This is a genomic window from Bradyrhizobium sp. HKCCYLS3013, from assembly GCF_051167615.1.
In the GTDB taxonomy this organism is placed as follows: Bacteria; Pseudomonadota; Alphaproteobacteria; order Rhizobiales; family Xanthobacteraceae; genus Bradyrhizobium.
In genome coordinates this window covers 101,495-123,268 of record NZ_JBNPTK010000004.1, presented here as the reverse complement: position 1 = coordinate 123,268, position 21,774 = coordinate 101,495, and the positions used below count along the sequence as shown (strand labels likewise).

Annotated in this window: 18 protein-coding genes, 1 tRNA gene and 2 pseudogenes; 10 read left to right on the top strand and 11 right to left on the bottom strand. The window is 65.4% G+C overall.

Annotation, left to right across the window (positions count from 1 at the left end):
• Positions 1-324 precede the first annotated feature (324 nt).
• Complete coding sequence (locus tag ACQR1F_RS09565; RefSeq protein ID WP_315800998.1) at positions 325-696, top strand: tRNA-binding protein; 372 nt, start codon at positions 325-327, stop codon at positions 694-696.
• A gap of 20 nt (positions 697-716) precedes the next feature.
• Entirely contained in the window at positions 717-2,672 is a 1,956-nt protein-coding gene (locus tag ACQR1F_RS09560) for an alpha amylase C-terminal domain-containing protein (RefSeq protein WP_434913006.1), read from the top strand.
• 85 nt (positions 2,673-2,757) lie between these two features.
• Here the strand turns inward: ACQR1F_RS09560 and ACQR1F_RS09555 are convergent, their stop codons facing one another.
• Both ACQR1F_RS09555 and ACQR1F_RS09550 read right to left on the bottom strand, forming a co-directional pair.
• Positions 2,758-3,687, bottom strand: coding sequence for a sugar kinase (locus ACQR1F_RS09555; RefSeq protein WP_315800997.1), 930 nt, complete (start codon positions 3,685-3,687; stop codon positions 2,758-2,760).
• Complete coding sequence (locus tag ACQR1F_RS09550; RefSeq protein ID WP_434912917.1) at positions 3,674-4,711, bottom strand: SPFH domain-containing protein; 1,038 nt, start codon at positions 4,709-4,711, stop codon at positions 3,674-3,676. Before ACQR1F_RS09550 ends, ACQR1F_RS09555 begins: the two co-directional genes overlap by 14 nt.
• Positions 4,712-4,818: 107 nt before the next feature.
• Here ACQR1F_RS09550 and ACQR1F_RS09545 point away from each other — a divergent pair, with 107 nt between their 5' ends.
• Positions 4,819-5,559, top strand: a complete 741-nt coding sequence (locus ACQR1F_RS09545) for an NUDIX hydrolase (RefSeq protein WP_434912916.1) — start codon at positions 4,819-4,821, stop codon at positions 5,557-5,559.
• 138 nt (positions 5,560-5,697) lie between these two features.
• On the opposite strand, the gene ACQR1F_RS09540 is transcribed toward ACQR1F_RS09545, so the two are convergent.
• Positions 5,698-6,273: a hypothetical protein gene (locus ACQR1F_RS09540; protein WP_434912915.1), complete on the bottom strand. Its 576-nt coding sequence runs from the start codon at positions 6,271-6,273 to the stop codon at positions 5,698-5,700.
• A 370-nt stretch (positions 6,274-6,643) separates the two neighbouring features.
• Between ACQR1F_RS09540 and ACQR1F_RS09535 the strand changes: the two genes are divergently transcribed.
• Positions 6,644-7,870, top strand: a complete 1,227-nt coding sequence (locus ACQR1F_RS09535; protein ID WP_434892427.1) for a CaiB/BaiF CoA transferase family protein — start codon at positions 6,644-6,646, stop codon at positions 7,868-7,870.
• Between the two features lie 164 nt (positions 7,871-8,034).
• On the opposite strand, the gene ACQR1F_RS09530 is transcribed toward ACQR1F_RS09535, so the two are convergent.
• Together ACQR1F_RS09530 and ACQR1F_RS09525 are read right to left on the bottom strand one after the other, a co-directional pair.
• Entirely contained in the window at positions 8,035-8,280 is a 246-nt protein-coding gene (locus ACQR1F_RS09530) for a hypothetical protein (RefSeq protein WP_315800992.1), read from the bottom strand.
• 33 nt (positions 8,281-8,313) lie between these two features.
• On the bottom strand, positions 8,314-8,982 hold the full coding sequence (locus ACQR1F_RS09525; protein WP_316216031.1) for a TetR/AcrR family transcriptional regulator: 669 nt from the start codon (positions 8,980-8,982) through the stop codon (positions 8,314-8,316).
• 226 nt (positions 8,983-9,208) lie between these two features.
• On the opposite strand from ACQR1F_RS09525, the gene ACQR1F_RS09520 reads away from it, so the two are divergent.
• Positions 9,209-10,444 carry an acyl-CoA dehydrogenase family protein gene (locus ACQR1F_RS09520; protein WP_434912914.1) on the top strand — a complete coding sequence of 412 codons (1,236 nt, stop codon included), beginning with the start codon at positions 9,209-9,211 and terminating at the stop codon, positions 10,442-10,444.
• 226 nt (positions 10,445-10,670) lie between these two features.
• Positions 10,671-11,729: a phosphotransferase family protein gene (locus tag ACQR1F_RS09515; RefSeq protein WP_434912913.1), complete on the top strand. Its 1,059-nt coding sequence runs from the start codon at positions 10,671-10,673 to the stop codon at positions 11,727-11,729.
• A gap of 114 nt (positions 11,730-11,843) precedes the next feature.
• On the opposite strand, the gene ACQR1F_RS09510 is transcribed toward ACQR1F_RS09515, so the two are convergent.
• Entirely contained in the window at positions 11,844-12,122 is a 279-nt protein-coding gene (locus ACQR1F_RS09510; protein ID WP_315800988.1) for a hypothetical protein, read from the bottom strand.
• 1,052 nt (positions 12,123-13,174) lie between these two features.
• Positions 13,175-13,960 (bottom strand): SDR family NAD(P)-dependent oxidoreductase, encoded by a 786-nt coding sequence (locus ACQR1F_RS09505; RefSeq protein ID WP_316237726.1) that lies wholly within the window; start codon positions 13,958-13,960, stop codon positions 13,175-13,177.
• A 145-nt stretch (positions 13,961-14,105) separates the two neighbouring features.
• Between ACQR1F_RS09505 and ACQR1F_RS09500 the strand changes: the two genes are divergently transcribed.
• Both ACQR1F_RS09500 and ACQR1F_RS09495 read left to right on the top strand, forming a co-directional pair.
• On the top strand, positions 14,106-14,813 hold the full coding sequence (locus ACQR1F_RS09500; RefSeq protein ID WP_316177093.1) for a histidine phosphatase family protein: 708 nt from the start codon (positions 14,106-14,108) through the stop codon (positions 14,811-14,813).
• Positions 14,814-14,965: 152 nt separating this feature from the next.
• Positions 14,966-15,733 (top strand): SDR family NAD(P)-dependent oxidoreductase, encoded by a 768-nt coding sequence (locus ACQR1F_RS09495; protein ID WP_315800985.1) that lies wholly within the window; start codon positions 14,966-14,968, stop codon positions 15,731-15,733.
• 294 nt (positions 15,734-16,027) lie between these two features.
• On the opposite strand, the gene ACQR1F_RS09490 is transcribed toward ACQR1F_RS09495, so the two are convergent.
• Positions 16,028-17,263 carry a serine hydrolase domain-containing protein gene (locus ACQR1F_RS09490; protein ID WP_315800984.1) on the bottom strand — a complete coding sequence of 412 codons (1,236 nt, stop codon included), beginning with the start codon at positions 17,261-17,263 and terminating at the stop codon, positions 16,028-16,030.
• A gap of 150 nt (positions 17,264-17,413) precedes the next feature.
• On the opposite strand from ACQR1F_RS09490, the gene ACQR1F_RS09485 reads away from it, so the two are divergent.
• Positions 17,414-17,489: transfer RNA gene (locus ACQR1F_RS09485), tRNA-Trp, on the top strand.
• Between the two features lie 75 nt (positions 17,490-17,564).
• Positions 17,565-18,671, top strand: coding sequence for a phage integrase N-terminal SAM-like domain-containing protein (locus tag ACQR1F_RS09480; protein ID WP_434912912.1), 1,107 nt, complete (start codon positions 17,565-17,567; stop codon positions 18,669-18,671).
• An 18-nt stretch (positions 18,672-18,689) separates the two neighbouring features.
• Here ACQR1F_RS09480 and ACQR1F_RS09475 read toward each other — a convergent pair.
• The 3 genes and pseudogenes from ACQR1F_RS09475 to ACQR1F_RS09465 form a co-directional block, all read right to left on the bottom strand.
• Positions 18,690-19,238 (bottom strand): annotated as a pseudogene (locus ACQR1F_RS09475) (ATP-binding protein); the annotation flags it as partial.
• On the bottom strand, positions 19,238-20,737 hold the full coding sequence (gene istA, locus ACQR1F_RS09470) for an IS21 family transposase (protein ID WP_434912911.1): 1,500 nt from the start codon (positions 20,735-20,737) through the stop codon (positions 19,238-19,240). The gene istA and the pseudogene ACQR1F_RS09475, both read right to left, overlap by 1 nt.
• Positions 20,738-20,854: 117 nt before the next feature.
• Positions 20,855-21,310: pseudogene (locus ACQR1F_RS09465) on the bottom strand (transposase); the annotation flags it as partial.
• Positions 21,311-21,774 lie beyond the last annotated feature (464 nt).

Here is a 21,774-nt window from a genome sequence, read left to right as displayed (position 1 = left end):
TCAGGGTCATTGCGCTCGGCGGCGGGCATGCTGCAGGGCGGGGAAACGCGCGCATGCGACGATGTGGCGGGTAGCAGCACGCCATGGCGATTCACGGACCTCCGCTCGGCGATGCAGAAAGCCGGTACCCCGCTTGCTCGCCAGAGATTGGAGGCTTCTCAGCCTGCGACCGGCCCGCCACACCAACGCAGCCAATCGTCCATATGCCGTGCCGTCGCCGGGCGGGTGCATTGTCAGGAGCCCGTATGGCCATTAAAGATTCCGGCCCAAACCGCGTCGGGATCGCAAGCCTTCCCGCGCGGTCCCGCGTTTGATGAGGCCGCCATGCATCTCTCCCACGATCCGACAGCACCGGCGGCAGCAGGGATCGGCTTTGACCAGTTCCTGGCCGTCGACATCCGCGTCGGCACCATCGTCGCGGCCGAGCCCTATCCGGAGGCGAAGAAGCCGTCGCTGAAGCTGACGATCGATTTCGGGCCCGGTATCGGCACGAAGCGCTCCAGCGCGCAGATCGCGGCGCTGTATGATCCGGCCACCCTGGTCGGCCGCCAGGTCGCCGGCGTCGTCAACTTCCCGCCGCGTCAGATCGGCAAGTTCATGTCCGAGGTCCTGACGCTCGGCTTTCCCGATGAGCAGGGCAACGTCGTGCTGTTCCAGCCCGACAAGGCCGTGCCGAACGGCGCGCGGCTGTTCTGAGCGGAGGGCCGGCCGTGGATATGCTGCTCGAACCTGTTACGCTGCCGCCGTTTCCCGAAGGCCTACGGATATCGCTCAGGCAAATGCATCTTCTCCAGGCTCCGATGGGTGGCACCCTGGTGACCGGCGGCGCCACCTTCCGCGTGTTCGCGCCGTATGCCAAGGCGGTCTACGTCTCCGGCCCGTTCAACGACTGGGCGCAGGATGCGAACTGTCGTCTCGCGCCGATCGGCAACGGCCATTGGGCGATCTTCGTGCCGTCGCTCAAGGACGGCGACGCCTACATGTATTTCGTCGAGGGTGAGGGCTCGTCCGGCTACAAGCGCGATCCGCATGCGCGGCTGCTCACCGTCGATCCGCCGTTTCCCCAGGCGCACTCGGTGCTGCGCAATCCCGGCGCGTTTCCCTGGCACGACACCGACTTCACGCCGCCGCCCAACAACGAGCTCGTGATCTATCAGCTCCATGTCGGCACCTTCGACATGAAGGCGGGCAATCCCGACGGCTGCTTCTTCGACGTCATCGAGCGCGTGCCGCATCTGGCGAAGCTCGGCGTCAACGCGATCGAGCTGCTGCCGGTGCAGGAATTCCCGACCATGTTCAGCATGGGCTACAACGGCACCGACCTGTTCAGCCCGGAGACCGAATATGGCGAGCACGAGCAGGCGCATCTCGCGGCCTACTTCAAGCGAACCAACGAGATCCTCTCGGCGGCGGGCGCCATGCCTTACGCCGATGTCAGCGTGGTCAGGCATTGCGACGACCAGCTGCGCGCGCTGATCGATGTCTGCCATGTCCATGGCATCGCCGTGCTGTTCGACGTCGTCTACAATCACGCCGGCGGCGGGTTCGACGAGAGCAGCATCTGGTTCTTCGACCGTCAGGCCTATGGCGATCCCAACCGCAGCCTGTATTTCACCGACCAGGGCTGGGCCGGCGGCCAGGTGTTTGCCTATTGGAACGCCGACGTGCGGCAATACCTCGTCGACAACGCCATCATGCTGTATCGCGAGTATCACGCCGACGGCCTGCGCTTCGACGAGGTCAGCGTGATGGACCGCTTCGGCGGCTGGGCGACCTGCCAGCAGCTCACCGAGGCGCTGCGCGCCGAGAAGCCGGATGCGATCCAGATCGCCGAATACTGGCCTGTCAACCCGTGGGTGGTGAGGGACATCGCGCAGGGCGGCGCCGGCTTCGACGCGACCTGGAGCGACGGCCTGCGGTTGTCGGTGCGCGGCGCCATCGCGAGCGCGGCCGGCGGCGCGGGCGCTGTCGTCCCGATGCAGCCGATCGCCGCGGCGATCGCCGATCTCAGCCTCGACAAGCGCTGGCGCGCGGTCAACTCGATCGAGAACCACGACATCGTCTATGCCGGCCGCGAGCCGCGCATTCCGCGCCTCGCTGATCCCGTCGACAGTCGCTGCTGGTATGCGCGCAGCCGCAGCCGCGTCGCCACCGGCCTGTTGCTGACCGCGCCGGGCATCCCGATGCTGTTCATGGGCCAGGAGCTGTTCGAGGACAGACCATGGAGCGACACGCCGAGCCTGGACACCACGATCCAGTGGTCGCTGCTCGACGGCGAGGACAAGATCACCGCGGATGCGATGCGCTTCACGTCAGAGCTGATCGCGATCCGCCGCACCCATCCGGCGCTGACCGCGGAGGGCTGCGCCATCGTCCACGTCCATGACGGCAACCGCGTGCTTGCCTTCCACCGCTGGGATGGCCAGGGCGACGACGTCATGGTGATCGTGAGCCTGAGCGAGACGCCATGGCGCGACTACGCCATCGGTTTTCCGGCAGGCGGCACCTGGCTCGAGGTGTTCAACAGCGACGTCTACGACAACTGGGTCAACCCGGGCGTCGTCGGCAACAATGGCTCCGTCACCGCCGGCGGCCCGCCGCTGCACGGCCAGCCGAGCTCGGCTGATGTGACGATCCCGGCGAACGGCGTGCTCGTGTTCGCGAGGAAATGAGGATCGTAGGGTGGGCAAAGCGGCCGCCGAAGGCGGCGGCGTGCCCACCATCCAGCAGCGAACTGCAGCGGCGTTCGGTATCGGTTCACACGATCAGCCGTCCCTGCCGCTCCGCGATCCCGATCACTGCTTCCGTTCCGGCATTGAAATCGAGATTGTCCGCCTCGATGCCGTCGGAGAAGATCACGCCGTTCTCGGGCATCAGCGAGCGCAGGCGCAAGGTTTCGGCACCGTTCAGCCCGCCGCAGACCAGGGAGGTCTGCGACGTCCTGCTCGGAAACGGCTCGCGCACGGCGAAGCGCAAGCTCCGGGCGTCCCAGGGCAGGGCGGTGTAGTCGCCGTCGCCGTGGCCGCCGTAACGGCCGGCTATGGCCAGCGCGCCGGTGACGATGCTCTTGAACCAGGCGGTCGAGCCGAGCCCGGTGGCGACGATCAGTCCGCTCGACGACTGCCGTTCCCGACCGTCGCGCGTTGCGATCTCATAGCGGGCGGAAACGTGGGTACGCGCGCCGATGAAGAGGTCGTTGACCGCATGGAGCACCTGGCCGTCGGCGAGACTCGCGCGCGCCATGGTCACGGCCTTGGCGGCGCGCTTGTCGGCGGCGACCTCGGGCAGCAGGCTCGCGAGATCGGTCGGCGCGAACGGCAGCAGCACGCCGTCATGGCGCTGAGCGTCGGGGTTCAGTCCGAGCAGCGGCTGGCCGTCGAGATATTTCATGGTGTTGGCGACGAGCCCGTCGGGGCCGAGCGCCGCGACGATGTCGGCGGGGCCGAAGATGAAGTTCGGCAGGAAGCCGCGGTCGACGATCTGGTAGCGGCCCCAGCGCTCCAGCGTCTGCGTCGCCGTGGCGCGCGCGGCCTGATAGGCCGCGTGCTCGCGCTCGTAGTCGGAGAAATCGGCGCCGAGATGCTCGACATAGAAGCGGGCCTGGTCCGCGGTGAGGAACCTTGCGATCAGCTCCTCGAGCCGCGTTCTCCGGACGACCAAGACCACCTTGCGGTCATTGCCGGACACGGGGCGCCTCCGCGGGCTTCTGCATCAGGCTGTTCAGCAGCTCCGGCGAGACGTTGAGCTGCCCGATCTTCTCGGCCTTTTCGGCGAGGCCCGAGAACGCCTGCGCGATCAACTGGCCCGGCTGCATGCCGGTCGCGGCCAGCGCCTGGATCACGCGGGTGTCGACGCCCTCGAAGATCTTCATCAGCGCGCCGACGCGATAGGCTTCGGCATCCGCCAAAGTGCGGGTGTTCGCCGCATTCAGCGACACGAAATCCTTGCGCTTGGCCTCGAGCCCGATATCGGCGACCATGCCGGCCTCGCGCAGCTCGTTCTTTTTTGCGACGACGCTGGCCTCGGCATCCATCTGCGTCTCGCGGATAGAGCGCTTCTTCTGCTCGACCGCGATCTCCGTGTCGAGCTCGCTCTCGCGGATCGCCCGCTCGCGCTCGACGGCGAAATTGCGCCGCGCGAAGATGGCTTCGTCAGCGGTCTTCAGGATCGCCTCGCGCGCTTCGGCCTCCAGCGCCTTGGCCGTCTCCGGCGTCGGCTTCACCGCGCGCACGGCGACGCCGAGGATGTCCAGGCCCAGCGCATCGATGTCGGCGCGGCGCTTCAATCCGGCCGCGATCGCCTCGGCGATGCGGTCGGAGGCGCGCAGCGCTTCCTTCAGGGTCATGTCCTTGACCGCCTGCTGCGCCAGCACCTCGACCGCGCCGAGCACGCGCTGCGGCAGCTCCTCCGGGTCATCGGACTCGTAGGTCTTGCCGTCGCGCTTGAGCGTGAAGTTCAGCATCGCGGCCGCCTTCCTCGGCTCGCCGATGCGGTAGGTCACCTGGCCCTGGATCGTCAGCGTCTGAAAGTCGCGGGCGATCTGCTGGAAGATGAAGGCGGCATCGCGGCTGCCGATCGGGATCGCGACCAGCGAGGTCGCGGGCCCATAATAGAAGGTGGAGAGCCCGGCGCCTTCCTCGACCACGCTGCCGGCGCGGTACTTGAGGAGATAGGTGGTGGGTTGGGCCTTGATGAAGCGTAAGCCGAACATGGCGGCCTCCTGACGTTGACTGGCGTAAGTGTGTCACGCCAACTTAGTAAGTTGGACAGTACAACTAAGTATGCTAGTGTCAAGGGACGAATTCGGGGGCGGGCGGTATGGCAACACGGCAGGGGCAGGGCGGCGGAGCGGCCGCGAGAGCGGGCGGACTGGATTTTCCGCGGCCGCTGACCACGGTGGACATCGTCATCTTCACGATCCGGCTGGAGGCGCTGCACGTGCTGCTGGTGCGGCGCGGCCACGGCGAGGGGGAGCCGTTCCCGGACGCCTTTGCATTGCCAGGCGGCTTCGTTGACGTGGCCAAGGACGATGATCTCGAAGCTTGCGCGGGGCGGAAGCTCGCCGAGAAGACCGGCGTCCTCAGTCCCTATCTGGAGCAGCTCGGCAGCTGGGGCAGCGCGCACCGTGACCCGCGCGGCTGGTCGGCGACGCACGCCTATTTCGCGCTGATCCCGGCGTCAGCAGCGGAGGCCGCGCTCGCGGCCGATGCGCAATGGTTTCCGCTCGCGGGGATGAGCGTGAAGCCGAAGCTCGCGTTCGATCATGCCGAGATCCTGCAGGCCGCCGTGCAACGCCTGCGCAACAAGGTCGAGTACACCTCGCTCCCGGCCTATCTGATGCCGGAGGAGTTCACCTTGCCCGAGCTGCAGCGGACTTACGAGATCGTGCTCGATCGTCCGCTGGAAAAGAGCGCCTTCCGCACCCGCATGCTCTCGGCCGACCTGATCGAGCCGGTCGCCAAGATGCGCAAGGGACCGAACCGGCCGGCCCAGCTCTACCGCCTGAAGGCGGCGGCCGCGCCGGTGTATTTTGCGCGGACATTCAACGCGCCGGAGTGAAGCCCCGTAGCCCGCATGAGCGTAGCGACATGCGGGGCTCACGCGCTGGCTGGGAGAACCCGGCTGCCTCGCAATGACCAGGATGAGAAGGCGGTGCGCCACGAGGCCGTGCGGACTACGCGGCGCGTCTTCGTTCGGTCACGCCGAGAAGTCCACCACCAGCGACTTGCTGGTCGAGCTCGACGAGCTGGTGCCGCTGGCGCTGTAGGACGATGTCGTGCTGCTGTTCGAGCTCTGCAGCGCCTCGAGCAGCTTCTTCAGGAGCTCCTCGACCTGGGACGAGGACGATGACGACGACGAGGACGAGGTGCTTGAGGTGGTGTCGCTGCTGCTGTCGTCGCTCGGCGGCGGACCGGGTGGCGGGCCACCGGCACCACCCGCGCCGCCCGGGCCGCCGGAGAAGGCGTTGGCGAACACGTTCTTCAGCTCGCTTGCCTGGTCCGTCGTCAGCTTGCCGCTGTCGACCTCGCTCTGGATGAGATCGTCGATCTTCGACTGCATCTCCTTGGGCGAGGGCGGTGTGCTGGAGGTCGATGACGAGGACGAGCTGCTGCTGCCGCTCTTCAACGCGGAATCGATGTCGTCGAGCGCCGACGACAAGGCGGTCTGGTCGGTCGAGCTGACCTTGCCGGCCGAGACTTCCTTGGTGAGCTCCTGCTTGAGCAGGTCGAGCGGGGAAAAGCCGCTCATCGAGGAGGCAGAGATCGACGTCATGGCGTGCTCCAGAGGGTAAGACATCAAACCTGCCTCCAGCTGTGGCTGTAACGCTTAACGGCTCCTTGTTCCCTGTGTCCGGATGTGTCTGGACTCCGGTCGCACACAAAATGAAGCAAGAAAGTGGCCGGCCGTCGCGAATCCGGCAATGTCCGCGCCGGAGCGGCCGTCTTGGAGCGGCGACGAGTTTCCACCGCCCAGGATTTGGGTCGCCCGGGGCGCGGTGCTCGGGGTGACGTCCTGTGCCGGGCAAGGCGGCATGCCGCCAGCGCAGTGCTCCGAGTCGCGAAATGGTGTATCGGCGAGTGACGGGCGGGGCCCTCGCCAGGGCATGTCCGCGCCAAGGAATAAAAACTCCCGGAGGAACTCCATGTCGGCCCTGCCGCTTTCTGGCATCAAGATTCTCGATCTGACCCGCGTCCTGGCCGGACCGCTGTCGGCGCAGATGCTGGCCGATCTCGGCGCCGAGGTGATCAAGATCGAGCGGCCCGGCACCGGCGACGACGCGCGCGCGTTCGGTCCGCCCTACCTCAGGGATCCCGACGGCAAGGCCAACAATAACAATTCCTTCTACATCTGCGCCAACCGCAACAAGAAGTCCGTCACGGTCAACATCGCCTCGCCGGAGGGGCAGGAGATCATCCGCGCGCTCGCCAAGGACTGCGACGTGTTCATGGAGAACTACAAGGTCGGCGATCTCAAGCGCTACGGCCTCGACTACGAGGCCATCAAGGCGATCAATCCCGACGTGATCTACTGTTCGGTGACCGGCTTCGGCCAGACCGGGCCGTATTCACCGCGCGCCGGCTATGATGCGATCTTCCAGGCCATGGGCGGGCTGATGAGCGTGACCGGCCACATGGACGGCGAACCGGGGGCGGGGCCGATGAAGGTCGGTCCCTCGATCGTCGACTACATGACCGGCATGAACACCTCGATCGGCATCCTTTCGGCGCTGTATCACCGCGACGTCAATGACGGCGGCGGCCAGCACATCGACGTCTGCCTGTTCGATACCGTGATCGCGTCGCTGTCGCACTACGCCCAGATCTTCCTGGTCAACGGCAAGTCGCCGCCGCGCCGCGGCACCTGGGGCAATGGCGGCATGCCGGCCGGCGTGTTCCGCTGCACCGACGGCGAATTGATGCTGGTGGTCGGCAACGACGCGCAATTCGCGCGCACCTGCGCCGTGCTCGGCTCGCCCCAGCTCGCCACCGATCCGAAATTCGTCAGGAACAACGACCGCGTCGTCAACGGCAAGGAGATCATGGCGATCTTCGCCGGCCTGTTCCTGAAGAACTCGGTGGCGCATTGGCTGGAGGAGCTGGAGAAGGCCGGCGTGCCATGCGGGCCGGTCAACGATTTTGCGCACGTGTTCGCCGATCCGCATGTCCGCTCGCGCGGCATGGAGGTGAAGGTCGAGCACCCGTTCGAGCCGCAGCTGTCCCTGATCCGCAACGCGCTAACCTTCTCGGGCACGCCGATCACCGACTACCGCGCGCCGCCGCTGCTCGGCGAGCATACCCAGGACGTGCTGTCGGGGCTGGGCTATGACGAAGCCAAGATCGCGGCGTTGAAGCAGCAGGGCGTCGTGTAGGGCACCGCTAGTCGCGTCATTCTCCGGTGTCGTCCCGGCGAACGCCGGGACCCATAACCACCGGCCGGCGTGCTGACTCTCGATATCTCTCCGCGTGCCTCAAGACGGATCATGCGGTATGGGTCCCGGCGTTCGCCGGGACGACCCGTGGAGAGAGTTTGCTCCTAATTGTGGCTGTGATGACGGTGCCGCTTCGCCTTGTGCCGCGGCGCATGATAGCGCGGCTCTACAACGTACCGGGCGGGCGGTGGCGCGCCAAGCTGCTGCCGCGATTCCTGCAGACGGCGCTGATAGCCCGGCGAGTTCATGATGCTGGCGGCGGCGCCGCGGGCCAGCACCGGCTCGCTGGCGGTCACCATCACGAGTGTGGACGCGACGAAGGCGAGTAACAGGTGCGGTCGGTACGTCACGAGTGGACTCCATGGTGGATGGTGGGATCCCGGCTACGGGCTGCGCGCTGCAATCTTGACCTTCGACTTTGCCGCGCTCTCGCGCGTGGTCAAGCCGAGCACGGCGCCGCGCACCACCCGCGCGATCACATCCTCGACATCGTCGAGGTCGCATTGACCGTCGGAGAGCTTGGTGAGGCGCTCACTCTCGCGGATGGTGTGATGCGCCATGGCGAGCGCAAAATGCAGGCCCCAGAACAGATCGACCTCGGAGCTGTCGGGCAGGGCGCGCTGCATTGCGCCAGCGAACTTCCGCAGATGGTCGATTTCCTTGGTCTTGATGCGGCGAATTGGCGGCACCGATTCGATCGAGGCGCGGATCATGAACTGCGCCACCGCCGAGCGCTGGTTCTCAGGGCCGAGGCAGCCGCGCAGGATCGGGCCGACGAGGGCGCGCAGGATGTCGGAGATGTCGGCGCGGCCGCCGCCGGCATCCTCGGCTTCACGCAATTCGCGCAGGCGCTCGCGGTTGAGCGCGATCGAGCGCGTCACGAACAGTTCGGCGATCAGCTCGTCCTTGGAGCCGAAATGATAGTTCACCGCGGCGAGATTGACGTTCGCCTCCGCCACGATGTCGCGCAAGGTCACGTCGGAGAAGCCGCGTTCGGCATAGAGCCGCTCGGCGGCGATCAGGATCGCAGTCCGGGTCTGGTCGGTCGCCATGCTCGTCCTCCCGAACGATGAAGCGGGGAGTTGCGTTTCAAACAATTGTATGAAACTATTGTTTGAGACGGCCGCAATGTCAATCACGGTTCTTCCGTGGGGCGACATTTCGGCGCTGCAGCGACGGTTCGCGCGGTCGTGTCGCGCAAGATCACACTTGCGCGGACGCCGTGGGCGGGCCGACACTGCGGCCAAAATTTCAGAGGAAACACCCAAGGAGAGTCCCATGGACTTCACGATGTCGGCGAAGCAGCAGGAATGGCTGGAGCGCGTGCGCAGCTTCATGACCAAGCATGTCCGCCCGGCGGTGCCGATCTACAAGCAGCAGGACGCCGAGGGCGATCGCTGGAAGGTGATCCCGATCCTGGAGGACCTCAAGGCTAAGGCGAAGGCCGAAGGGCTGTGGAACATGTTCATGCCGCCGTCGCCACATGAGGACGACGAGTTCCGCGGCGCCGGTCTGTCCAATCTCGAATATGCGCTGCTGTCCGAGGAGATGGGCCGCATTTCGTGGGCCTCCGAGGTGTTCAACTGCTCGGCGCCGGACACCGGCAACATGGAGGTGTTCATCCGCTACGGCACCAAGGAGCAGAAGCGCAAATGGTTGCGCCCGCTGATGGACGGCGAGATCCGCTCGGCCTTCCTGATGACCGAGCCGGCGGTGGCGTCGTCGGATGCCACCAACATCGAGACGCGGATCGTGCGTGACGGCGATCATTACGTCATCAACGGCCGCAAATGGTGGTCGTCGGGCGTCGGCGATCCGCGCTGCAAGATCGCGATCCTGATGGGCAAGACCGATCCGTCGGCCGCCAAGCATCAGCAGCAGTCGCAGATCCTGGTGCCGCTCGACACCCCCGGCATCAAGGTCGAGAAGATGCTGCCGGTGTTCGGCTTCGACGACGCGCCGCACGGCCACGCCCAGGTGCTGCTCGAGAACGTCCGCGTGCCCGCGGAGAACATCCTGCTCGGCGAGGGCCGCGGCTTCGAGATCGCGCAGGGCCGCCTCGGCCCCGGCCGCATCCATCACTGCATGCGCACCATCGGCAAGGCCGAGGAGTCGCTGGAGAAGATGGTGCGCCGGCTGATGACGCGCACCGCGTTCGGCAGGAAGATCATCGAGCATTCGGTGTGGGAGCAGCGCATCGGCGAGGCCCGGACCAATATCGAGATGTGCCGGCTGTTGTGCCTCAAGGCGGCCGACATGATGGACAAGGTCGGCAACAAGACCGCGCAGGGCGAGATCGCGATGATCAAGGTCGCCGCCCCCAACATGGCGCTGAAGATCATCGACGACGCCATCCAGGCGTTCGGCGGCGCCGGCGTGTCGGATGATGCGGGTCTTGCCAAGGACTACGCCAACATCCGCACGCTCCGTCTTGCCGACGGCCCGGACGAGGTGCACAACCGCGCCATCGCCCGGCTCGAGATGAAGAAATACGCCAACGAGCCGCGGCATTGAACTCGTAGGGTGGGCAAAGCCTCCGGCTGTGCGCAAAGCGCGCAGTCGGAGGCGTGCCCACCATTGTCGAGCGCGAAGCAAGATGGTGGGCACGCTTCGCTTTGCCCACCCTACGTAACTGAGCCCTCTCACGGGCATCGCAGGCGACGCCCGCAATGACGAAAAAAACGAGCAACGGCAATCGCCGCGGCTCGTAGGATGAGACGTAACACCAAGGGAGTTCGTCGTGGCCGACGGCGTCAAGAAGGACGAAGAATTCTCCGGCACCAAGCCGGTCGAGGAGCGGCATCGCTTCGACGAGGCCAAGCTCGCGGCCTGGATGGCCGAGCATGTCGAAGGCTATCAGGGCCCGCTGACCGTGCTCCAGTTCAAGGGCGGCCAGTCGAACCCGACCTATCGCCTGAACACGCCGGCGCGTTCCTACGTGCTCAGGCGAAAGCCGTTCGGCAAGCTGCTGCCGTCGGCGCATGCGGTCGATCGCGAATTCCGCGTCATCGCAGCACTCGGCAAGCAGGGCTTTCCGGTCGCCAAGGCCTATGCGCTGTGCAACGACGACAGCGTCATCGGCGCGGCCTTCTACATCATGTCGATGGAGGAGGGCCGGGTGTTCTGGGATCCGACCCTGCCGCATGTCGCAGCGCCCGAGCGGCGCGCGATCTTCACCAGCAAGATCGAGACCTTGGCGAAGCTGCACAGCTATGATCCGGCGGCGATCGGCCTCGCCGAGTTCGGCAAGCCGGGCAACTACTTCGCCCGCCAGGTCGATCGCTGGACCAAGCAATATCGCGCCTCCGAGACCGAGCACCTTGCGGAAATGGAGAAGCTGATCGAGTGGTTGCCGCGCACCTTGCCGGTGCAGCAGCGCGTCTCGATCGTGCATGGCGACTACCGGCTCGACAACATGATCTTCCACGCATCAGAGCCGCGCGTCATCGCGGTGCTCGACTGGGAACTGTCGACGCTCGGCGATCCCATGGCCGATTTCACCTATCTCTTGATGCAGTGGATCATGCCGGGCCTCGACGGGGTCGACCTGAAGGCGCTGAACATCCCGACCATGGAGGAGGCGGCCGCGATCTATCGCGGCGTCACCGGCACGGAGCTGCCGGACCTCAACTGGTACTTCGCCTACAATCTGTTCCGGCTCGCCGGCATTTTGCAGGGCATCATCGGCCGCATCCGCGACGGCACCGCCGCCAACGACAAGGCCATCGAGTCCGTCAAGCGCATGGTGCCGATGACCAAGCAGGCCTGGGCCTACGCGCAGAAGGCCGGAGCGGCGTAGCTTGGCAGCCCGGATGAGCGGAAGCGACATCCGGGTTCTTCACCGGCAGAAGTGCTGAACCCGGATGTCGCTTCGCTCATCCGGGCTCCTCATCAGGCCCGCGTTGGCGCGGGCTCAGCGCCCACCGCCGCCGCCACCACCACCTCCGCCGCCACCACCGGCCGCGGTCAGCGCGTTGCTGTAGCGCGGATCGGTCTGCTTCATGTAGATCGGCGAGGTATCGCGGCTCTGGCGGCGCTGCGATTGCTGCACCTGTGCGTCGGTGCCGCAGGCCGTCCAGGAGACCAGCTCACAGCCCGGCCATTGGGTCTCGCGCGCGCTCGCGCTCGTCATGGCCGCGCCGGCCGCCAGGGCGCCCAAGGTGAGCAGGGCTAGTTTCGACAATCTCGACATCTGATCCATCCTTCGGTTTCGGCGAGGCCGGAATGGTCCGCTTGCGAAGTTCGACGGAGGCTCGAAGCAGGCGGTTCGAAGACGTGGGCTGAAAAAATCGCAGCGAGCGCCGATGCCTGCGCTTGAACCGGACCGCTGTCCGCTGCGACACGACGCGGTCGCGCCGGCAAAGAAAGTTTGCGAGCGTGATCAAGGTGATCGCCTCGTTCAGCCTGGGCAGGCGAAAGATTTTACTTTCGCTTTTTCGGAATTTGTGATTTGATGGCCGCCATCCCGCCTCAACGAGAGGGGCGTTGCGCGCGATCGTCACGACACGCGAGGCGGGGAGGCGGTGGCCGCGGAGATGTCGCAGCGTAGCTTGCTACGCGGACGAACGGCAGTTCGCGGACGTGAAGTCGCAGGGTCCTGATACCCCGATGCTGGTATCAAGTCGCGTTGGCCTGAGCGCCGCGCGGCGATGGTGGCCAACAAGCCCGGCGCACCAGGGAGACTGCGTATAAGCGTTAAGACCATCGCGCAGGGAAGGCCGGGTGTTCTCGGCTGCACCTGTGGTACCTGCCGCCTGCATTTCTTTCGCAGGCGGGCCGCAGGCGTCAGCCGACGCCTGGCCTTCCCTGCGCCCTCTGTTTGAGGGCGGTGAATTTCGGGATCACTCGGGCGCGGATGCGTCGCGGGAATGAACGCGCATGTTTGGATATCGTCATTGCGGCCAAGCATCGACAGCGTGAACGCGCTGGCGGTGCGCAGAGCCGGGATCCATACGCCGCAGCAGATGTGTTGGGCCAAAAGCCAACCGTCAGCCTGCCTCAAACCGCTCCCTGGGGGTATGGGTCCCCGCGTTCGCGGGGACGACAGCGGTGGGGATGGCGGGCAATCGTGGTTTAGGGGCCGCAGTCGTGCGGCAACAACAGGTGTCGTCCCCGCGAACGCGGGGACCCATACCGCGTGATCCATCGAGGGATGTCGCTGTCGGTTACCTGCCTCACTCCGGCCGGTGGTTATGGGTCCCGGCGTTCGCCGGGACGACAGCGGAGAGTGAGGCAGCCATTCAATTAGATCGGCTTGCCCGCATACGGCATCGACGCGGTGAGGCCGCCGTCGACCGGGAACGCCTGGCCGTTGACGTAGGAGGCCTCGTCGCTGGCGAGGAACAGGGCCATGGCGGCGATCTCATGCGGCTGGCCGGCGCGCTTCAACGGATTGAGCTGGCCGATCTTGCCTTCGGTGCCGCGCTCCTTGGCGCCGTCGAAGATCGGCTTGGTCATGCCGGTCTCGATCAGGCCGGGACAGACCGCATTGATGCGCACGCCGGTGCCGGACAGCGAATAGGCCGTGGTCTGCACCAGGCTGATGACGCCGGCCTTGCTCGCCGCATAGGGATGACCCGAGGCGCCGGACTTCAGGCCCGCAACGGAGGCCGTGCAGACGATGGCGCCGCGCTGTTGCCGCACCATGTGCGGCATCGCGTATTTCACCGCGAGGAACGGGCCGATCAGATTGATGCGCAGGATCTCCTGCCAGTGCTCGACGGTCTGTTCGGCGATCGGGATCAAGCCGCCGGAGATGCCGGCATTGGCCCAGATGACGTCGAGCTTGCCGTAGGTCGCAACGGCGCGATCGATGAAGCCGCTCACGTCGGCTTCCGAACCGGCGTCGGCCATCACGGCCTCCGCGATGCCGCCCTGCTGCTTGACGAGCTCGACCGTCTCCTTGACGCCTTCGCTGCGATCGACCGCGATCAGCCGCGCTCCTTCTTTCGTGAACATCAAGGATGCGGCGCGGCCGATGCCGCTGCCGGCGCCGGTGATGATGACGGATTTGCCTTCGAGGCGGCCCATGTTTCCTCCTGCTTCAATTGTGGTCAGTTGCGTGCCGCGCAACGGAATTCAAACGCCGTTTCAAACGTGCTGAGATCGCCAAGCGGCTTGAGACGATCTGGGCCTTCACGTACAGCGAGAGACGAGCGGAGGGAAGGGTTGAGCGATGTCGGTTGATGCAACGAAACCTTCTGTCGTCACCACGCGCTGGTGGTGGGTGCGTCACGCGCCGGTGCGCAGCGACGGCGGCAATATCTACGGCCAGTCTGACATCGCCTGCGATACCTCCGATCGCGAGGTGTTCGAGGCGGTCGCAAAAATCCTGCCGCGCAGCGCGGCGTGGTATGCGAGCAATCTGATGCGCACGCATCAGACCGCCGAGGCGATCTGGGCCGCCGGCTTCCCGCGTCCCGCAGCGATGGTCAGGGAGGCCGCTTTTGCCGAGCAGCATCTCGGACAATGGCAGGGCATGAACCGCGCCGCGTTCCTGGCCAGCCGTCCCGCGGGCAGCCACTGGTTCGCCGCCATCGATGAGCCGGCGCCGGGCGGCGAGAGCTACATGGATCTGTACACCCGCGTCACCGCGGCGATTGCTCGTATCACCGTTTCGGAAGCCGGCCGCGACGTCATCGCCGTCGGCCATGGCGGCACCATCAAGGCTGCGGTGGGCCTCGCGCTCGGCGGCCTGGTCGAGAAGGGGCTGGCTTTCGACATCGACAACTGCTCGGTGACCCGGCTCGACCACATCGTGGCTGGCGACATCAGCACTTGGCGGTTGCCGATGGTCAACCAGCAGCCATGGATCGCCGATGCCGCGCACCGCGCGATGCACCAGCCGGCCGGGCCGGAGGTGACGACGAGCAAGCTGGCGTAGTGAACTTCGTAGCCCGGACGAGCGCAGCGACATCCGGGTTCACCGTTGCAGCGCGTGAGACCCCGGATGTCGCTGCGCTCATCCGGGCTACGCGACCGAGCTCGCGGCTGCCATCCCGCAACTCATAACAACTCAACCCAGGAGGACTCCCCATGACCCTGTTCGACATGACCGGCAAGGTCGCCGTCATCACCGGATCGACCCGCGGCATCGGGCTCGCCATTGCCGAGCGCATGGCCGAGCATGGCGCTAAGGTGGTGATCTCGTCGCGCAAGGCCGATGTCTGCGATGCCGTCGCCAAGGAGCTCAATGACCGCTTCGGTGCAGGCACGGCGGCGGCCGTCGCCGCCAATATCTCCAGCAAGGAGAACCTGCAGAACCTGGTCGACGAGGCCAACCGCATCTACGGCAAGATCGACGTGCTGGTCTGCAACGCCGCCTCCAATCCCTATTACGGGCCGCTCGCCGGCATCTCCGACGATCAGTTCCGGAAGATCCTCGACAACAACATCGTCGCCAACAACTGGCTGATCAGCATGGTCGTGCCGCAGATGATCGCGCGCAAGGACGGCTCGATCATCATCGTGTCGTCGATCGGCGGCCTGAAGGGCTCGACCATCCTCGGTGCCTACGCGATCTCCAAGGCTGCCGACATGCAGCTCGCGCGCAACCTCGCCTGCGAATACGGCCCGCACAATGTGCGCGTGAACTGCATCGCGCCCGGCCTGATCAAGACCGATTTTGCCAAAGCGCTGTGGGACAATCCGGACAACCTCAAGGCCTCCACCGCGCGCTCGCCGCTGCTCCGCATCGGCATCCCCGACGAGATCGCCGGCGCGGCGGTTTTCCTCGGCTCCGCCGCCGGCAATTTCATGACGGGCCAGACCATGGTGATCGACGGCGGCGCGACGATCAGTTGAGGGGAACTATTCGCGTGGCCGGCGTTGCGGCCTCACCCAACAGTGTCGTCCCGGCGAACGCCGGGACCCACAACCACCGGCCGTCATGAGGCAGGCAACTGGCAGTGACATCCCACGACAGATCACACGGTATGGGTCCCGGCGTTCGCCGGGACGACAGTTGTGATTGTCGCTGCATCCGGGCAAACGTCATAGGCCCCGTAGCCCGCATGAGCGGAAGCGACATGCGGGTTCACACGAAGAGTACGGGAGATCCCGGATGTCGCTGCGCTCATCCGGGCTACAAGCGCCCCCTCACTCCACCGCGGCATACACCACGTCGCGCACCAGCGTGCGCAGGTAGTCGCGCTGTCCAGGAGCCTGGGCCATGAACACGCAGAACAGCTCCTCCTTCGGATCGATCCAGAAGAACGTGCCGGCGATGCCGCTCCAGAAGAAGGTGCCGGGCGAGCCGGGGAAGGGGGCGATGCCGGCCTCGCGGCGCACGGCGAAGCCGAGGCCGAAACCGTGACCGGGCGACAGCAGGGTGCCCTGCGTCTTCACATGAGGCCCGAGATGGTCGGAGGCCATCAGCTCCAGCGTCTTTCGGCCGACCAGCCTGATGCCATCGAGGCTGCCGCGGTTGAGCAGCATGGCGCAGAACCGCGCGTAGTCCATGGTGGTCGCGACAAGGCCGCCGCCGCCGGATTCCATCAGAGGCTGCTCGGTCATCTTGAACAGGTTGACCGCCTCGCCGGTCCACGGGTCCTTGGCGAACGGCTCGGCGAGCCGGCCGGCATTGACCTCCGCGGTGAAGAAGGCGGTCTCGTTCATGCCGAGCGGCTTGAGGATGCGCGCGGCGAGGAAGGCGCCGAGCGATTGGCCCGAGACGACCTCGATGATGCGCCCGAGAATGTCGGTCGAGCGGCTGTAGTTGAACTCGGCGCCCGGTTGGCAGATCAGCGGCAGGCCGGCGACGATTGTCGCATGCTCGGCATTGGTGATCTTGCGGCTGCGCACCCGCGACTGCTGGTAGAGCTGGTGCACCGGCCCGGTGCCGGTGTGCTCATACGCGAGGCCCGAGGTGTGGCGCAGCAGGTCCTGGACCGTCATCGGCTGGGCGACCGGCACCAGCTCCAGCTGGCCGCCGGTCTCGACGCCCACTTTCTGCTCGCCGAATTCCGGGATGAACTTGGCGACCGGATCGGACAGCAGCAGCTCGCCGTCCTCGACCAGCATCATGATCCCGAGCGAGACGATCGGCTTGGTCATCGAGAAGATGCGGAAGATCGAATCCGGCCGCATCGGCGTGTCGGCGTCGGGCGTTTGCCGGCCGATGGCGTCGAACCAGCCGATCCGGCCGCGGCGGCCGACCAGCAGGGTGGCGCCGGGGATGGTTCCCTTGTCGGCCTCGCGCTTGAATGCATCGGAGGCCCGCTGCAGCCGAGCCTGGGACAGGCCCAGCGCCTCGGGGCGGTCATCCGGCAGCGGCGGCGTCAGCGAGCGGAGCGCGGAAAGGGGCACGCTGGATGCGGCAGTCGGCGGGGTCATGGGCTCTCCCTGAAGTCCTGTTGTCGGTTTGCATCAAGTCTGGCGCGGAAGTTGTGGTCTGACCAGTCGATTTGCCCCATTGCACCCTTGCATTCGGGGGGAGGTCTATGCTTCAAAGCGCGCGAACCGGCGACACTGTCCCGGCTCGCTAGGAGTGTAGCTCAATTGGTAGAGCACCGGTCTCCAAAACCGGGGGTTGGGAGTTCGAGCCTCTCCACTCCTGCCAGCTAAGTACTTGAAATCCTTAAATTCTGGGCCATTTGATCGATAAACCGGTGCACAAAACCGGTGTACATCCATCATGAGCCTCAGAAAGACCTACGTGGCGAAGCGCGCCGATTCCAAGAAATCTCAATTCCGCATGCGGGTACCGACCAGGGTTTTGGACCGGGTGCGGGGCCGGCGCGTCATCCTGCCGCTGGGCGACCTGACGGTCACCACGACCCTCAGCAACGTCGTCAGCTTCTCTCTCCGGACGGACGACCAGAAACTCACCCAGCGCCGCGAGCGGGCCGCACGGGAGGCGCTCCAGAACATCTTCGATGCGGCAGAGCAGGGGCCACAGCGTCTCGATCATCGGCAGCTCGTGGCGCTCTCCGGTGATGCTTACAGACTTTATGTCGAGATCTATGAACGAGACCCCGGAACCACGTTCCAGTGGGCGGCGCAAAAGGCGTTCCACCGTGCCGCGATGGAGGGGCGATTCAAGGGGGCAGCGGTTCTTCCCGGCCAAATCGGAGTTGGTGAGATTGATCAAGCCGCCGCAGCGTTCGGCGATGATCTCACCGCAGGCGTGAATGCTTTGCCGCCCGGTGAAGCGCACGAGGCGCTCGAATCGCGTTTCGGTCTCCTGGCTGACTGGGTGCTGGCTCAACGAGGGATCGAGCTTGATCCGGAAACCCGGCGCAAGTTCATGGTTCAGGTCGCGTCTGCGTCGATCGACGCCGGATGGCGCCTCAAGCGTGCTGCTGCGGGCGATTACACGCCTGATCCGAGGGCGGCTCGCTTTCCCTCCTTCGAGACGAAGGACGCCTCCGTGACCCTGCAATCGTTGCTGGAAGGCTGGTGGACGGAAGCTGCTGCCGTAGGGCGGAAGCAATCGACGTACGAGGCCTATTCCGGCACGATCGAAACGTTGTCTGCGTTCCTCAAGCACGATGACGCTCGCCGGATCACCGAGGCCGATATCCTGAGGTTCAAGACACACCGCCTCACAGAAGTGAGCCCCAAGACGGTGAGAGACAAGGACCTCGCCGGGCTCAAGAGCCTGTTCCGGTGGGGTGTCTCGAATCGTAAGCTGACATCCAACCCGGTTGAAAACGTCACGGTACTCCGCGGAAAACGGCGCCGCACACGTTCGCCGGGCTTCACTGCAAAACCCGCTCGGACTCTAAAAGCTGCTGGATGAAACTTCAGTGGCAGGTCAGTGGAACAGCAGCTGGCCGCCGGACTGGGCAAATGGCAGATAGCCGAGCTCGTCGAGCACGACGAAGTTCATGCGGGTCAGGTGGTCGGCGAGCCGGCCCTGCCGGCCATTGCGGGCCTCGGATTCCAGCCGGTTGACGAGGTCGACGACGTTGAAGAAGCGGCCACGGGCACCGGCACGGATGCAGCTGCGGGCAATCGCGATGGCCAGATGCGTCTTTCCGGTCCCGGTGCCGCCGATCAGGACGGCGTTACGCTGCTGAGCAAGGAAGCTCCCACCGGCGAGATCGCGCACCAGAGCAGCATTAATCGGCGTGCCCTCGAACTGGAAGTCGCCGAGATCCTTGGCCAGCGGCAGCTTGGCGATGGTGAGCTGGTACTTGATCGAGCGGGCCTGCTTCTCGCTGATCTCGGCGGTCAGCAGATCGCCGATGATGCGCTGGGGCTCATGCTGGCGCTTGACGGCGTTGGCCATGATCTCGTCGAAGGCAGCCTTCATGCCATGGAGCTCGAGCTCACCCATGAGATCGAAGAGTTCGGATCGTTCCATCAGACGGTTCTCCTGAGGTTGTCGTAACGGGCGCAATCGGCGACCGGGGCGTGGCGAAGGGTCAGTGCGGCGGGCGTGAAGATGGTGGGAGGCGGTTCCGGGTTGCGCCGGCGCGCCAGGATGTTGAGGATGACGTCGGCGGAGTGGACGCCTTCGGCGATCGCCTCGGTGCAGGCGGCCTCGACCGCCGGCAGGCCATCGGTCAGCACGGCGGTGAGGATATCGACCATCTGCCGGCCGCCATCGTCGACACTGGCAAGCCTTCGCCGCACGCGCTCCATCGCAGCCGGCAGCACCCAGTCCTTGAAGGGCGCACCGTTGCGCAAAGCCCCGGGCTTGCGGGCAAGCACCGGGACGTAGTACCAGGGGTCGTAGAGCGTCTCGCCTCGGCCGAACGCGCGGCTGTGCTCAGCGACGATCCTGCCGTCCTGGCGGATGACGATGCGGTCCGCATAGGCATGCACCTCGACCGGGCGGCCGACGGCGCTCGCCGCCACCGAGTACTTGTTGTTGTCGAAGCGGACCAGGCACGTCTTCGAGACCGAGGCCGGCACCGCATGGAAGCCATCGAACTGTCCGGCATAGGGGACGAGCTTGGGGCGTTCGGCCTCGAACACCTCCCAGATCGTCTGCTCCGCCAACTCGGGATGGCGATGCGCCTTGGCATAGGCGATGCACTTGTCGAGGAGCCAGGCGTTCAGCTCCTCGTAGCTCCTGAAGCGCAGCCGGGGCGTGAAGAAGCGCTCGCGGACCAGGCCGACCTGGTTCTCGACCTGGCCCTTCTCCCAGCCCGAGGCGGGCGTGCAGGCGACCGGCTCGACCAGATGATGGCTGCACATCTGAAGGAAGCGGCGATTGTATTGCCGGTCCTTGCCGACGAACACGGTCTCGACCGCGGTCTTCATGTTGTCGTAGATGCCGCGACGGCAGGCGCCCTTGAACAAGGCAAACGCCCGGTCGTGAGCGTCGAACACCATCTCCTGCGTCTCGCGCGGATAGGCGCGGACGAACAGCATCCGGCTGTGACAGAGCCGGACATGGGCGACCTTCACGGTCACCGTCACCCCGTTCAACAGGACGATCTCGTGGCTCCAGTCGAACTGGTAGGCCTCGCCCGGCGCGAAGCTCAACGGCACATAGGCCGCCGCCGTGGCCTCACCGTGTTCATTGGCCCAGCGCCTGGCGTAGCGCCGCACCGCATCATAGCTGCCGTCATAGCCTTGGCCGCGCAGCTCCTCGAAGATCCGGATCAGCGTCAGCCGTTCGCGTGATGCCTTCGCCGCGTTGGCCGACAACAATCGCTCGAGCTCGTTCGTCCATTGCCCAAGCTTCGGCCGGGGCTGCACCACCCGCTCGTACTCGAATGATGTCTCGCCCGACCGCAGCACCTTGCGGACGGTGTTCCGCGAGACCTTGAGGTCCCGCGCAATCTCCTTGATCGTCCTGCCCTTGACGAAGTGCTCGCGCCTGATGCGCGCAATCGTCTCCACAACCAGCATCCCCCTGACCACCCGCTTCAACCCGAAGCGGGCAGCCTGCTACGGCCAACAATCGGGGGGTCAATTTTGGACGCCGATCCCCCAGCTTAGGGGGTCAAATTTGCACGCCGGATAACAGTTGTTCACGGCTTTGAACTTGCTGCCATGGATGGCGACGCTCGCCGTCGCCAGAAGGCCCATCCCACGGCAGAGTTCGACAAGGCGCGCACAGACCATGCGAAGCGCCAGGCCGTTGTCTTTACGGAAGTCGGCGATGGTCTTGTGATCAGGCGCGAGCCGACCCAGCAGCCTCATCACCTCGAGATTGCGGCCGGCCTCCCGTTCGAGCCGCCGGCTCGACTGCACCCGGTTCAGATAGCCGTAGATGTAAAGCTTCAGGAGAACCGAGGGGTGGTACGACGGCCGACCGGTGGCTGCCGGCTCCACCCCTTCAAAACCCATCTCAGACAAATCGAGCGCTTCGACAAATGCGTCGATCACGCGAACGGGGTTGCTCTCGTCAATGAAATCATCGAGACATTCAGGCAACAGCGTCCATTGCCCACGATCCGCCTCTTCAACGAAGCGCCTCATCGATTCCCCCAAAAGAATCACTGGAGAATCATAACAGCCGCGCAGCGTTTTCACACAGCCAGGGTCAAAAGCTGCCCTAAAGCCGCTCCGTCGGTTGACTACGATCGATCCCCGAGAGCGGACATTGGCGGCGATGAAGGTCCGAGATGGGCGAAAAGCGGTCTTGACCAAGTTGTCGGCAGCGTCGGCAGCAGCACCTTGCGTCATCCCACGGCGCGCAGCCAAACGTCATGCTCCTCGGTCGTGGTCAGGATGACCGGCATCGCTTAGGATGGACCGGTGCGACGATCGAGTTCGGCTCGGTGATCATGAATCCGTAGAGGTCGCACGACACCTCGCCGTCTTTGATCTTGCGCACGCAGGTCAAGTTGGTCCAGACCCCAGCGAAGCAGAGCAGGGGCGGTTCTCGCCCGTGGCAAACCAGACCGGCACCTTCTTGCCGTCGATGATGTCGTACTCGCCGA